At 64.7% G+C, this 14,590-nt stretch carries 12 protein-coding genes; all 12 read left to right on the plus strand.

Translation table 11 applies throughout. The features are described from left to right. Positions 1-33 precede the first annotated feature (33 nt). The gene (locus tag VNN55_06615; GenBank protein HWO57221.1) at positions 34-1,485 is read left to right on the plus strand and encodes a sigma-54 dependent transcriptional regulator; all 1,452 of its coding nucleotides are present in this window, start codon (positions 34-36) and stop codon (positions 1,483-1,485) included. A 58-nt stretch (positions 1,486-1,543) separates the two neighbouring features. Continuing rightward, positions 1,544-3,124, plus strand: a complete 1,581-nt coding sequence (locus VNN55_06620; GenBank protein ID HWO57222.1) for a hypothetical protein — start codon at positions 1,544-1,546, stop codon at positions 3,122-3,124. A gap of 61 nt (positions 3,125-3,185) precedes the next feature. Beyond that, positions 3,186-6,395 carry a lamin tail domain-containing protein gene (locus VNN55_06625; protein ID HWO57223.1) on the plus strand — a complete coding sequence of 1,070 codons (3,210 nt, stop codon included), beginning with the start codon at positions 3,186-3,188 and terminating at the stop codon, positions 6,393-6,395. Continuing rightward, positions 6,392-7,219: a hypothetical protein gene (locus VNN55_06630; GenBank protein HWO57224.1), complete on the plus strand. Its 828-nt coding sequence runs from the start codon at positions 6,392-6,394 to the stop codon at positions 7,217-7,219. The genes VNN55_06625 and VNN55_06630 overlap by 4 nt, the downstream gene beginning before the upstream one ends. Positions 7,220-7,278: 59 nt before the next feature. After that, complete coding sequence (locus VNN55_06635) at positions 7,279-8,451, plus strand: deoxyguanosinetriphosphate triphosphohydrolase (GenBank protein HWO57225.1); 1,173 nt, start codon at positions 7,279-7,281, stop codon at positions 8,449-8,451. 201 nt (positions 8,452-8,652) lie between these two features. Next, the gene (locus VNN55_06640; GenBank protein HWO57226.1) at positions 8,653-9,030 is read left to right on the plus strand and encodes a hypothetical protein; all 378 of its coding nucleotides are present in this window, start codon (positions 8,653-8,655) and stop codon (positions 9,028-9,030) included. Positions 9,031-9,149: 119 nt separating this feature from the next. Beyond that, the gene (gene holA / locus VNN55_06645) at positions 9,150-10,193 is read left to right on the plus strand and encodes a DNA polymerase III subunit delta (protein HWO57227.1); all 1,044 of its coding nucleotides are present in this window, start codon (positions 9,150-9,152) and stop codon (positions 10,191-10,193) included. 12 nt (positions 10,194-10,205) lie between these two features. Further along, positions 10,206-10,811: a sigma-70 family RNA polymerase sigma factor gene (locus VNN55_06650; GenBank protein HWO57228.1), complete on the plus strand. Its 606-nt coding sequence runs from the start codon at positions 10,206-10,208 to the stop codon at positions 10,809-10,811. Between the two features lie 71 nt (positions 10,812-10,882). Further along, a complete protein-coding gene (locus VNN55_06655; protein HWO57229.1) occupies positions 10,883-12,058 on the plus strand; it encodes a hypothetical protein in 1,176 nt (391 codons plus the stop codon). Between the two features lie 179 nt (positions 12,059-12,237). Beyond that, positions 12,238-12,963, plus strand: a complete 726-nt coding sequence (locus VNN55_06660; GenBank protein ID HWO57230.1) for a protein-L-isoaspartate(D-aspartate) O-methyltransferase — start codon at positions 12,238-12,240, stop codon at positions 12,961-12,963. A 107-nt stretch (positions 12,964-13,070) separates the two neighbouring features. Further along, complete coding sequence (locus VNN55_06665; GenBank protein HWO57231.1) at positions 13,071-13,535, plus strand: PspC domain-containing protein; 465 nt, start codon at positions 13,071-13,073, stop codon at positions 13,533-13,535. Then, positions 13,522-14,493, plus strand: a complete 972-nt coding sequence (locus tag VNN55_06670) for a DUF5668 domain-containing protein (protein HWO57232.1) — start codon at positions 13,522-13,524, stop codon at positions 14,491-14,493. Before VNN55_06665 ends, VNN55_06670 begins: the two co-directional genes overlap by 14 nt. Positions 14,494-14,590 lie beyond the last annotated feature (97 nt).

Raw genomic sequence — 14,590 nt, forward strand, 5'->3', positions numbered from 1 at the left:
TCTCTGCTATTATGGCAGAAATCGAGGGCTTGGATGGCAAGGCAGGCACGTCAAATCTGCACAATCACCGCCGATCCCCGCTTGGCCGAGCATTGGCGGAGGGCGATCGAACCCTTCGGTGGATCGCACACCGCCTTCGACGGCCTGATGACGGCGTTGCGTCGTCTGGCCGATCGCTCTCCGGACATCATCCTTCTCGATCTCGCCAACGCCGGCCTGACGGTGGAACAATTGACAGCCAAGGTCCGTCATCGCGCGCCGATGGCTGACTTGTTGCTCGTTGAGGATGCGGAGCCGGGTGGATGGAGTAAGCCGGCAACATGGCGTGATTTGTCCGCGCGCTGGGGCGCAAATCTCCTGCCGCGCGATCAGGAGATCGCCCAGTTGCGGGCGCGGTTGACCGCCCTCTGGTCGGAGCGCGACCAGGTGGCGCGTTGCGGTTGGGTGGGGCTTTCGCCTGAGATACGCGCCGCCTCGAATCTGCTGTTGGCTGCGGCGCAATCGGATGCGACCGTGCTCATCGAAGGCGAATCCGGCACCGGCAAGGAGCTGGCCGCGCGCGCCGTGCATCGCAACAGCGCTCGTGCCGCGAAACCCTTCCTGGCCCTCAATTGCTCGGCCTTTCCCGAGACACTCCTTGAAAGCGAACTCTTCGGCCACGAAAAGGGGGCGTTCACCGATGCCTTCGGCCGCAAGAAGGGCATCTTCGAGGCGGTCGACGGTGGCACGATCTTCCTCGATGAAATCGGCGAGACCAGTCCGGCGGTGCAGGCGCGTCTTCTGCGTGTGCTCGAGGAGCGTCAGGTGCGCCCGATCGGCGCGACCCGGGCATTGCCGGTCGATTTCCGTATTGTCGCCGCCACCAACCGCCATCTGCAAAGCGCCGTAGCTGATGGACACTTTCGCCGCGATCTGTATTTCCGCCTGGCGGTGGTGCAGTTGCCGCTGGCGCCATTGCGCGACCGCCGCGCCGATGTTCCGGCGCTCCTGGCCCATCATCGCGGCCAGGCCGGCGGCGCGCTGACCGGATTCCTCGACGAACCCGCGCTGGCACGGCTGGTCGACTACGACTGGCCGGGCAACATCCGCGAACTGCGCAATTTTGTCGAGCGCGCCGGCGTGCGCTTCCCCGGCCTGACGCTCGACACCGAGCGGGTCGGCGAGCTGCTGGAAAACGTCCGCCCCGGCGTCAACCTCCCGGTGGCGACCGGACGGCGCGCCGAAAATGTCGAGCGCGAGATGATTTTCGCCGCGCTCTCCGAGCTGAAACGCGACTTGGATTATCTCAAGCGTCGTGTCGACCGTCTCTCCGACACCGACCACGCCGTCAGCGGCGGGGACCGTTTTGCCTCGATGCGCGAGGTGGAGCGCGAGCGCATCGCGCTGGCTCTCCAGCAAACCCGCGGCAACCGCTCGCAGGCGGCCCGATTGCTGGGCATCGGCGAACGCACACTCTACCGCAAGATTCGCGAGTATGGCCTCTGAGCGTACCGCCGCATTGGCCCAATTCGTCCTATCTGTCCTATTGGTCCTATTGGTCTTATTGGCCCTTGCCCCATCCGCCGCCGCCCAGCAACCCGATATCCGCCCCTATGAATCCGAGGAGGATCTCTGGGAAGCGCTCGACCAAGGCGAGATCAGTTTCGAAGATTTCCTCGATCTTCTGGAACTGGTCCGCGCCGGCGCCGACACACTGACCAACCCTCCCTCCGACTGGGAAGCGCTTCCTGGCTCCGATGCCGGCTATCTGGCCGCCGATTCATCCCAGCCGATCACTCAACCCCGGCCCGCTGCCGTCACCGGACGTGTCGACCTGCCGCTTCTGACTTCGTGGCGCAGCGGGATCGATGCCGACTTGAATGAACCCACCGGCAGCGATGGGTACACCGTGGTCCGTTGGCAGAGCGGCGCAGTCCGCGGCCTGTTCGACTGGGAGCATGACCGCGACGAGGGCGGTCGCTGGCGACGGCGCACCCTCATCTGGCAGACACGCCGGGTCACGATGCAACTCGGCAACCTCGAACCGCGCTGGGGGAGAGGGTTGGTGGTCGGACGCCGCTCACGGATAGTGCGTTCCGTGGACCGCTCCGGCTCCTTCTGGCAACCTGCGCTCGGGCGGCACGATGGAATCGCCGCGAGCATCGCGCTGGCCCCTTCCGTGAGGGGAGATGGATTTCTCAGTTTTCTCGACAGCGACAGTCTGACTGAATGGTCGGGCGGGACGCAACTGCGTTGGTCCCGGAAAACGATGGATGTCGGCCTCAACTGGGCCAGCAGCGTCAACGGCATCGAGAGACCTGAAATTGAGGGCTTCGAGCTGTTCTCCGCTCATGAGGAGCAGGTCTATGGCGCTCACACACGCCTGGGGCATGGCCCGCGGCAGTTGCTGGCTGAATTCGCCATCAACAACCGCGGTGTCTCCGCCAAGGCGGTCGAATTTCTCTGGCCGCTGCAACGCGGCCGCTTCCATGCCCGGCTATGGTCATATGGCGATGGCTTCACCAATCCCCTCGGCGGCGGGCCGGGGCACATCGACACACGCGTGGTCGGGCTTGAATCGCGCGGAAGGGCGTTCTCCTCACGCACCGCCGGCGAGCGCGGATTCGACTTCTCGACACGGCTGGATGTCGCGCCCGGTATGCGTCTGCGCTGGGACTGGATGACTCACCGCGAGGCGCCCGGCGAAAAGCTGGAACACGACGGCGTGTTCCGTGCCGAGGTCCAACGCGACGGTCTGCGTCTGACGCCCTTCGTCCGGGCCCGCATCGACGAGGACGAAAGCGAGTCCTACTCGCTGGGCAACTACCTCTGGTGGGGGAGGGAGGGACGGCGCCTCAATCTGCGCGCCGAGTATGGGCGCCATTACAGTCGTGAAGCGCCGTTTGTCCGCGCCGGCGTCGGGCTGGAGTGGCAGCTCAGACGGTTTGTGCGTCTGGCGCCGGCGATCCGCTGGACCGATCCCGATCTGGATCATCCCGGCGATGGATACTGGTACTTCTACTTCACCGAAGTCGTCACTCCGGCGGCCGGCCTGAAGTTCGAGGCGGCGCTGGTCTGGAAGCAACTCGAGAATCCGGACGCCAACGATCCGGTTGAATTGCGGGTGCGGCTCGCATTAAGGTAGTAACATGCTTCGCAGGATGCTTCCCTTACTCCTTGCGTTCGGTGCGATCCTCCGGATGGCCATGCCGGCCCGGGCCGGTTTGATCCTGAACGAGGCCCTCGCCAACGAACCCGGGTCGGCCACCACACTCGAGTGGATCGAACTCCTCCATTGGCCTGACACCGGAGCCGACGTTTCGCTGCAGGGATACCGATTGCTCGATGGCGGGTCGATCATCACTTTCGACACCTCGCTTGTCATCCCCGCCGGCGGCTTTGCCGTTCTCGCGCGCAAGACGATCGGCGCGGCCAGTTTCGAAGCGCGCTGGGGTGACTCGTCCGGTGTCTGGGGCGATAGGCCCGATGAATCATTTCCGTTGATCGCGGTCGGCCAGATGTCTTTGCGCAACGCCGGCGACACGGTGCGTCTGGTGTCGCCCACCGGCGATACCTCGCTCATCCTCTGGGCTTCCGACGCGGGCGATGGACGTTCGATCGAACGGATTCGTCCCGGCGACAACGATGCCCCGTCCAATTTCGCGCCCAGTGTCGCTCCGTCCGGATCAACGCCGGGATCGCCCAATTCGGTGCTGCCGCCGCGCGGCGATCTGGCCATCGATACCCTCGTCACGGGCCCGCTGCTTCCCACGCCGGATGACACGGTGCGCGTCGCCGTGCGCATCCGCAATGTCGGCTTCGGCGATGTCGCCGGCGGCACGCTGACGCTGCGACACGATGGGAGCGCGGCCAGAGTCATCGTTGCGCGACCCTACCCGGCCATTCCCGAAAGTGGTGAACTCACGCTCGTGCTCGATTGGCCGAACCCGCCCCCGGGGATCAGCCCCGTCACGGCCTGGCTCAACGAAGACGCCGACAGCTCCAACAATGCACGCACGGTGCCGGTCCTCGTGCGTTTCAATCGACCGCATCTGGTGATCTCCGAGTATCTCGCCAATCCCGAAACCCCCGGTCCCGATGAATGGGTGGAGATCGCCAACGTCAGCGACTGGGAGATTCGTCTCGAAGGGCTGCGTGTCGGCGATTCGCTCAATAGCGAATCGATTCCCGCCACCGCCGGAGCAATCCCTGCCGGCGGATTCCATGTGCTGGCCGAAAACGCGGCCGCCTTCCGCGCTCACTATCCTGACTTCACCGGAGCGCTCACCGGCATCCCCGGCTGGCGCGCGCTCAACAATACCGGCGATGGCATTCGCTTAATCGGCCCCTCCGGTGAGATCATCGACTCGCTGTCCTTCCGCCTGACCTATCCCGACAACCGATCGGTGGAACGTGTCGAATTGACGCCATCGTACTCTGTGCCCGGTGACTGGACCGTTTCCGAGGCGCCGCTGGGCGCCACCCCCGGCACGCCCAATTCGGTGGCGCGCGGCGAAACCGGGTCGCTGATGTTCGATTCCGTCTGGATCGAGCCGGCGCTGCGTCGCTGGGGCGACACACTCACTCTGGCCGCGGCAGTGCGCAATCACCGCTTCGGGCCGGCTTCGGGTTTTATACTGACTGTCCTGCGCGAACTCGACTTCGCCAACCCCGGCGCACAGCGCGAACCGATCGCTGAACTCGCGATCACGGCGATGGACGAGGGACAGTCGGCGATCCTCGCGTTACCCTGGGTCGATGCGCCTATTGGGTTGCAGCGTCTGCAGTTTTCGCTGCGCGACGCTCAGGGAACCGCAGCCGACAGCGCCGCGATCGTGATTACCATTCTCTGTCCGCCTTCGCTACTCATCATCTCCGAGTACATGGCCGCCCCCGTAGCCGGGTTCTCCGGCGAGTGGATCGAATTGTACAATACGGCCACTGTTCCCGTCGACCTGCGCGGTGTCCAGATCGGCGACAGCACTGCCTTGTCCAGTCTTCCGCCAACGGCGTCCATCCTGGAGCCGGGGGCGTTTGTGGTGCTGGCTCAGGATGAAGATCAATTCCGCTCCGCGTACCAGGAATTCGCCGGCGAAGTACTGACCGTGCCCGCCTGGCGCACACTGGGCGATGGCGGCGATCGCATTCGACTGGCGGGCGCGGGGACTGAGATCATCGACTCACTGACGTATGCCGCCTTGCCGCAGGATTGGCGATCGCTCGAACGCCGGCAGTTGCTACCGCGGCCCGCTGACCGTCGCGATTGGGGACACAGCATCGACCCCTGGGGCGCCACACCGGGACGCCCCAATTCAATCGCCCGGAACGACAACGATCTGGCGTTGACCGGTTTTGGTCTGGATGCGTCGGGCGTCTACTGGCCGTCTGCGATCACCGGCTCACTGGAAGTCGTCAACGAGGGCTTCGCCACCGTCGAACAGGCCAAGATCAGCATCGTGGATGGGATCAGCGACACAGAAGTCTGGTCAACCGTCTTACCGTCCCTGGCGCCGGAGTCGGCTGTGGTCGTTCCCTTCGAGTTCGGGCCGCTGCCGCCCGGGTTTTACATTCTGCGCGCGGCCGTTCCGGATGATGAGTTTGGTGACAACAACAGCGCCACCCGGTCGATGCAAATCGGGCACACTTTTCCCGGGCTGGTCATCGCGGAATACCTGGCCGATCCCGCCAGTCCCGGCCCCGGCGAGTGGGTCGAGCTGTACAACGCCTCCGATATGATGCTCACCCTGCGTGGCTGCGGCTTGGGTGACTCGGTGGGCTATGCGCCGCTCCCGATCTCTGCGCCGTTTGTGCTGGCGCCCGGCGACTACGTCGTTCTCTGCCAAGACCGTGTTGCCTTTCTCGCCTGGTATGCCGGTTTCACCGGCGACCTCATCGAAGTCCGCAACTGGCGCGAGTTGAACAACGACGGCGACAGGATCCGTTTGCGCGGCGTTCTGGGCGAAATCATCGACTCGCTGACGTATGTCGAAGGAGCCGGCCACAACCGTTCGTGGGAACGCATCTCCCTGTCGCCGACATACTCCACGCGTGCCGATTGGACCGCATCGGTCGCCGCCGCGGGCGCGACGCCGGGCGCGCCCAATTCCGTCGATGCCGCCGCCGCCGGACCGCTGGACGTTGCGGTTTCACCCAACCCCGTCTTCCGCGCCGCGGGACAGATCGCCAACATCGTCTACCGTATCGACATCGGCGAACGGCTCACGCTGAAGATCTTCGATCGCGACGGCCACACGGTGCGCACCATCGTCGATGATGCGCCCAGCGCTTCCGGCTCGATCGCCTGGAATGGCACCGACGACGATGGCGCAGACCTCCGACCCGGTCCATACATCCTGTTGGCCCGCTCCGAACCGGCCGGATCAACGAAGAAACTCGTGGTGGTGCTGGCCCCATGACCCGGCGACGACTCCTGATTCCGCTGGTCGTCCTTCTCGGGCTGGCCCTCGCAAAACACGCATTGGCGCAGGACGATGAATTCGGTTCAGCGGTGCTGCAGAGCGTCGGGGAGGTCTACGCGCTCTTGCCGGGGTCTCCCGCGGTCGTGGGCGTGCATCCGGCGTTGTCGGGTCTTGCCGACACACGCACCGCGCTGGAACTCTCTTATCGCCAACCATTCGGTTTGAGTGAACTGGAAGATCTCACGCTGGCCGCCGCGCGCCAGATCGGCCGCTGGCGCGCCGGTGGCACGGTCACGCGATCCGGCGAGGCCGGTTTGTATCAGGAATATCGCCTCACCGGCGCCATCGCCCTGACTCCCGTGCGACGGCTCGCCATCGGCGCATCGCTCATGTATGTGAGCGCCGAATTCGGCGACAATCTCTCACGGTATGCCGGCGGCTTCGGCACTCTCTCCGTCGCGGCACGTCCATGGCCGTCGCTTCATCTCGCCGCCGCGCTTCACAGTATCACGCTCGACCGAGTGTACGAGAATGACCCCTCCGATCCGGTCGTCGAATTGTCGGCGGCGTGGACAGCCGGAGAAGAAGTGGCGCTTGGCGCCCGCTGGCGCCGGACCCGCGAGGGTGATCATCGCTTCGGTTTGGGGCAGGTTCTTTCACTGACCGACAACGTGGAATTCCTGGCCGGATTGCGATTCGATCCGGTGCGCTACGCTCTCGGCGGACGGTTCCGCTACCGTGGCGGCGCGCTGGTCTACACCTATGAGGGGCATCCCGAACTGGGCGGCACGCACGCCATCGGCCTGGCGTGGAGCCGGTGAGCCGAAATCCGGTCGTTTCCACTCCGCCCATATCGTATCTTCGACCGCCTGAGGATGAAATGACCCGACGCAACCTCGCCGAACTGGAAGCACAGGTCCTTGCGCCCTATGCGGCGCTTAGTGCGCGCACGCTGGGACGGGTCTATGCCGAGCCGGCGCACCCCTACCGGACCGAATTCCAGCGCGATCGCGAACGGATCATCCACTCCGCGGCGTTCCGTCGTCTCGAATACAAAACCCAGGTCTTTGTGAACCACGAGGGCGACAACTACCGCACGCGTCTCACCCACACGATCGAGGTCGCGCAGATTGCCCGCTCGATCGCCCGCGCCATGGCCCTCAACGAGGATCTCGCCGAGGCGATCGCGCTGGCCCATGACCTCGGACACACCCCGTTTGGCCATGCCGGCGAGGATGCGCTCAACGCCAAGATGGCGCCCGACGGCGGCTTCTCGCACAACCGCCAATCATTGCGCGTTGTCGAGGTGCTGGAGGAACGCTATCCCGGATACACGGGCTTGAACCTCACCTTCGAGGTCCGCGAAGGGATTGTCAAACACGAGACCGTCTACGACCGCCCCGAGGCGCGTCTGCCCGATTTCCACCCCGAGTGGCGCCCCACGCTTGAGGCGCAGCTGGTCAACTTCGCCGATGAGATCGCCTACAATTCCCATGACCTCGACGACGGCCTGCGCGCCGACATGTTTGCCTGGGAGGACTTGCGCGGCATCGAGCTCTGGGAGGAACTCAACGCGGAATCGCGTCGCGCGCACCCGGACCTCGACCGACGTCTACGCCGGCACCACATCGTCCGGCTGCTGATCAACCGCCAAGTCACCGACCTGGTTGACCATGCCCATCAGCTTTTGGAAACGCACAACATCCGCTCGCTCGATGACGTCCGCGCCGCCTCGGTCATCTTCATGAAGTTCTCGCCCGGGTTCCAGGCGAAGATCGACCCCTTCAAACGTTTTCTCTACGAACGCATGTACCGTCACTACCGGCTGGTGCGGATGAAACTGAAGGCCGAGCGGATGGTGCATGCGCTCTTCGACGCCTACGTCAGCGAGCCGCGCCAACTGGCCCCGCAGTATCTGGCCAAGATCGAAAACGGCCGCGATGCCGACGAGGCGCATGTGCGCCAGGTCGTCTGCGATTACATCGCCGGCATGACCGATCGTTACGCCATGCTTGAGCATCGCAAGCTCTTCGATCCCTTCGAGAAAGTCTGACCTGCCGGCTGCCTGCGGACAGAAACTCTGCACTGACGTGCACACCGGCGGTGGCCGCCATTCCGGCGCGCCGCGCCGAGTGTAAGTCCACAAGCAGGTTAGCCGTTCCCGGCCGAGTGCGCCGGGTTGGGCTGGGGGCACGGCACGGGCTTTGCATCCACTGACAGCGGGGGTCGACCTGCGAACATCTAGGGAGAACGGATGCAATGCTACTTTTCGTCGATTAAACCCGGCCAGCCCGACGAGCCCGGGCCCGGATTTGTCTCCTTCGTCATCCCCGAACTGAAGATCACCTTCCGCGCCCGCTATCAGGGCACCGCAGGCGAGTGCGAATACGCCAGTCTGCTGGCGCTGCTGGAATTCGTCGAGATCAATCCCCGTGTCTTCGAGAACAAGACGCTTGAGATTTTCGGCGATTCCTTCTCGGTGGTCAGCCAGGTCAACGACCGCCGCGACTGCGCCCAGGGTCTGGAAAACTTCCGCAACGTCGCGCTGCTGCTCAAACGGCGCATTCCCTACACGATCGGCTGGGTGCCGCCGGCGGACAATCCCGCCCGTCCCAGCGACGTTCCTCGCTGACCGAAGAACTTGGCGATTTTTCGACCGCCGCCGAAGTGCTTGGCGCAGGGGCGGCCGGCGGTATATGTTTGTCCTGCCCGCCGGCGAGGGCGGGACACAACGCAAGCATCGTACACATCATGGGCTTCTCGGAAGATCGCGCGCAGGGCAGGTTCGGCTCCTTCTATCTTCTCATTGCGGAGAATCCCTATCTGCTCTGGGACGCCGCCGAGCATTGGAAGGCGGCCTGGCGACGGCAGGCGGGCGACGATCTGCGCGTCGAGACCTTCACCGCGCCCCATATCGACTTCGATCGTCTCCTCGGCGCCGGAGCCACCATGCCGATGTTCGAAACCACGCAACTGGTCCTGATTCGCGACGTCGAAAAGGTCACCGGCAAAAAGCAGGAAGAGCTGATCCGGATCCTGCAACAGTCGTCGCCCTCGACCAAGTGGCTTCTGACCGCCGCGGAACTGGACCGCCGCACGGTGATCGGCAAGAAGCTGGCCACGTTCGGCCCGGTGGAGGAATTCAAGCGCGTCTACCCCGATCAGGTCTCCGGGTGGGTGACCCGCATCGCCGCCGATCTTGACACGATATTGGCGCCACCGGCCGTAGAGCTGATCGCGAGCGTGCATGGCACCGACCTGTTCGCCGTCCGCCAGACGATCGAACGGGTCGCGCTGTACGTCGGCAAGCGCCGCCGCATCGAGGCCGCGGATATTGAAGTCGTGCTGGCCGGCGAGGGCGAGTACGATGTCTTCCAACTTCTGGAGGCGGCGTCGCGCTCCGACTTTGTGCGCGGCTTGGCGATTGCCCGGGCGCTGGCCGCCTCCGCCAGTCGCCAGTTGGGCGAGCTTTCCGTCTGGCTGTCGTTGATCTACGGCCAATGCCAACGTTATTTGAAGATTCTCGAATTGTCCGACCGGCCGATCGAAGAGATCGCCCAGCAACTGCACATCCACATTTTCCTGATGCGCAAACTGCACAGGCAGGCGACCGATCTCGGATATGATGCCCTGATCCGCACCTGCGAGGCCGCCTTCGAAACCGATTTCATGGTCAAGACTTCAAAGGCCAGACCCGCTCTTGCCTGGGAGTTGTTTGTCTGGCGGATCGTGGCCGGACGGAACATCCCCCCTGATGCCTTTCTGGACCTGTCCGCTGCTCGCAGCGGGGAATAATCCGAATCACCGATGGTAACCAGAGCGGACACGGGCGGTGATCAGCACTATCCGGCGCTCAGTGAGCCCGAGCTGATCCGTCTGGCCCAGAAAGGGGACCGTCGCGCCTACGACCAACTGGTACGGATTTACCAGCGGCAAGTATACCGTTGGGCCTTCCATGTTGTTCGCACACATGACCTTGCGGACGAAGTGGCGCAGGATGTCTTTGTGCGCACCTACCAGGCCCTCGACCGGGTCGATCCCGATCGGCCTCTCGGCGCTTGGCTTTGCCGGAGCACAGTCAATGTGGCGCTCAATATTGTGCGCAAACAGCAATTCCGGACCCAATGGGCGCAGGAGAACCGACCCGATCCGACCGATTTCGAGCGGGAATCGGCACAGCCCGATGCGGGATTCAGGCGCAAACGTGTGTTGCAGCGACTGGAGGCGGCCATCAACGACCTGCCGCCGTTGTACCGGACGATTATGCTCCTGCGCATCCGCGATGAAATGAGCTATGATGAAATCTCCAAAGCACTTGGCGTATCAATGGGGACCGTTATGTCCCGGATTGCCCGCGCCCGCCACCGGCTTCGTGAGGCGCTGGGTGACTTTATGGATGATCTGCGGGAATAGAATGCCCGAACGATGGTAATAGGGTAAAGGGCGGGCGTCCGGCTACGGCCGGACAGGGGAAAGGTAAGACGATGAATTGCCGTGGGGTCGAAAACTGGGTCTGGAAGGAAGGGGCGGGGAATCTCCCGGCCGCGGTGGTGGAGCATGCCGCCGCCTGTCCCGGTTGCCGCGCCTTGATCGAGGAGGTCCGTCTGTTGGACCGCTCCGTCGCCGCCATGCCCGTCCCCGAGCCGGGCGAGGACTATTGGAATTACATGCGTGAGCAGGTGGCGCGGCGTCTCGACGCTCCGGTGACCACCGTGATCTCGCTGGAACCGGCCACTCCCCGCTGGCAGCGGATCCTGACGCGCGTCTGGGCTCCGGCCCTGGCCGTTGTCCTGGTCGCGGTTGTGGCCAACCAGCGGGCGCTGGTGACCACCGAGTCGGTACACATCCTGTCCGAGGCGGAGCTCCAGTCGCGGGTGAAAGCTCTCGCGCAGGCGCCGAATTCATCGGAATTTGCCAATCTCGAGGAGACCGCCCCGGCCACGGAGCCGTCAGCGACCGCACTCGCCCCGGTGCGTCGGCAGACCGAGAGCGCTCTGCGTACCGCCCCGGCGCCTTACGCCGCCGGCGCGACCACTGCGGCTGAGCCGGAACTGGCGACAGGGCCCGTCGACGTCCCGGCGTCGTCGTCCGCCGAGCCCACGATGGCGATCGCCGACCGGCGTGGGACCACACCATCTGAGACGCTCTGGCCCGATCGACAAGTCATGATCATGGGGCAGGTCGATTCGAATGCCCCCGATCAGAAGTCTTCCTCCGACGATGGCCGTCTGGCCGCGCAGGACCCCTTCGGCGCCTACGAACGCCAGATGGCGCTGGCCGATCAGGGGTTCGAGACGGCGGGCGCGGCATCCACACCGACCCGTCTTCTGGAAGGACCGGCGGCCGCGCCGTCACGCGGTTCCGAACGTCTCACCACGGCCGAGCAGATGCGCCGCTTCGATGAAATCGCCGAGTTGCGCGAACTGATCGCCCGTCTGGAGACGGTGCCGCCATCCAGCCGTGCCATGTCGCAGTGGAGTCAGTGGTCGACCGCGTGGTACCGGCTGGGGATGCTCTCCGACCAGCAGGTCGTCGTCGACTCCGCCATTGTCGCGGTCGACTACTTCACGCGGACCGTCCCCGGCGATTCCGCCACCGCGCGCGAGTGGCAGAATCGGCGGACGCATTTGGAGAACCGACGGACCGCGCTGCAACGTTGACGATTTAACGCTTCCCAAAGCCCGTTCGTGGTGGCTGCAACACAGGCCCCGCCGGTCGATGCGACCGGCGGGGCTTTCTCCGAGCCGCGGAATTCGGTTGCCAACCCGGCGACGGCGCGATAGGTTTTTGGTGTGACGCCGTGTGGACCGCAACGCTCATATCGGGAGTCTGCCTGATGATGGCCTGGTTGGAACCGCGGGCTTCCTCTTGGGAGCCGCCCACACCGCCGCCCGGCGCCGACGAGGCCTTCGCGCGCGCCCGCGCCGAGATGGTGCAGCGCCAGATCGAGGCGCGCGGGGTGCGCGATTCGGTCGTGCTCGATGCCCTGCGCGTGGTCCCACGCCACCGCTTTGTGCCGCCGCAGTTCCAGGATGAGGCCTACGATGACACCCCGCTGCCGATCGGCTACGGCCAGACGATCTCGCAGCCATACATCGTCGCAGCCATGACCGAGGCGTTGCAACTGAAGCCGCGCGACCGGGTGCTCGAGATCGGCACCGGATCCGGGTATCAGGCGGCGGTGCTGGCCGAGATTGTCGATGAAGTGTACTCGATTGAAATCCTCGACTCGCTCGGGCAGCGGGCCGAATCGACGCTCACTGCCCTCGGCTACCGCAACGTCTCGGTGAGAGTCGGCGACGGCTACCGCGGCTGGCCCGAGAAGGCCCCCTTCGATGCCATTATCGTCACCGCCGCCCCCGATCACATTCCCTCGGCGCTGGTGGACCAACTGGCCGTCGGCGGGCGCATGATCCTGCCCGTTGGCGACGAGGATCAAAGTCTGATCCTCCTGACAAAAACCGCCACCGGCGTGGAGCGCCGCACGCTCTTTCCCGTCCGCTTTGTCCCCATGACCGGGGAGGCGGATAAGCCCCGTCCCTCCGACTCTGCGTCACCGCGCTAGGGTGTTGTCCGCCCGTCCGAATTGCGAAACTTCGGCCGGGGGGTGTCGTAAACTATGACGTGCTCCATTCAGGCGGCCGGGTGGCCGCCGGTGCACGGGGAGGTGTGATGCAAAAACGGCTGGTTCGCACGCCGGACAAGGCGATGATCGGCGGGGTGTGCGCCGGAATCGCCGAATACTTCGATGTCGATCCGACTTGGATTCGCCTGTTGGCAGTCCTGCTGACTTTTGCCAGCGGTTTCGGCCTGGTGGCCTACATAGTGGCCTGGATTGTGATCCCGCGCGGTCCGCTCGCGCATCCGGCCGAGGCCACGCCGCTGCCGGCCAACGCCGCGCCGGCGCGCGTGCCCGAACGCCGTGGCGCCGGTTTTCTGCCCGGCGTGATCCTCATCCTCGTCGGCATGGCCTTCCTGTTTGACAATCTCTTCTTCTGGTTCGATTGGGACTATGTCTGGCCGCTGTTCCTGGTCGGCGCCGGCGTGGTGTTCATCTACTTCGCCGTCAAACCCGACGCGCGGCGCGAAGAGCACACCGCCACCAATATTGCGGAGGCGCGCAATGGCAGTCGGTAAGGTGCGAACCGGCGTCATCCTGATCGCTTTGGGCGTCCTGCTGCTGCTCAACACGACCGGCACGGTCGACTTCGGCTTCTGGCGCTGGCTGGGCAAACTCTGGCCGCTCATCCTCGTTGCGATCGGTATCGAGAAGATCTTTTCCTCCGCCCAGTCTTCGAGCGTGCGCAATCTCGCCTGGCTTTCGCCGGTCATCATCGTCGGCGTCGTCTCCTATGCGGTCATCGCCGGCGAGCGCGAGCCCCGGGCCAACTTCTGGTCCAGCGATTGGGAGTGGCAGTGGGACGATTCCGACAGCGAGGGCCCGACCGCGACCTCGACCTGGTCGGAGCCGCTTTCGCCCGAAGTTCAGCGGGTGAAGCTTGAACTCGAACTGGACGGCGGACGCCTCACGGTGCGTGGGGGCAGCGATGCCGGCAGCATCCTCGTCGCGCGCGCCAGCCACCGTGGCGACAAACCGATTGTCACCTCGACTCTGGAAGGCGGCGTCCGCTCCATCCGCGTCGAACAGGCGGATCGCGCACGTCACCGCGGACGCGATCAATGGACGATGAAACTGACCGACAGTCTGCCGGTGGATCTGATTGTCCGGGGCGGGGCGGCGAAGATGCGTCTTGATCTGACCGCGGTAAAGATCGAGTCGCTCGAACTCGACGCCGGCGCCGCCGACATCGACGTGGTCTTCGGCTCTCTGGCGTCGTCAATCGCCTGCGCCATCGACTGCGGCGTCTCGGATGTCGAGATCACCATCCCGCCATCGGCGGGACTGCGGCTGCACCGCGACGGCGCGATCTCGCGTCTGTCCGATACCAACCTTGACCTGATCGACCGGGGCGATCACAGCGAGACCGCCGGTTTCGAGGAGGCCCCGATCAAGATCGAGCTGAAGGTGCAGTCGGCGCTCAGCTCGCTGCGTTTGCGGCGCGCCTCCGGCCCGTCGCAGGGTACGTCGATCTGACGTGGAGTGGCCGTGATCCTCAGACCCCGCGCCTTGGGCGCGGGGTTTTTTCTTGAACCGCCGCGCGCCAAGCGGCATTTTTTCACGGATGAGAACG

The organism is bacterium (genome assembly GCA_035559435.1).
Lineage (GTDB): Bacteria > Zixibacteria > MSB-5A5 > WJJR01 > WJJR01 > JACQFV01.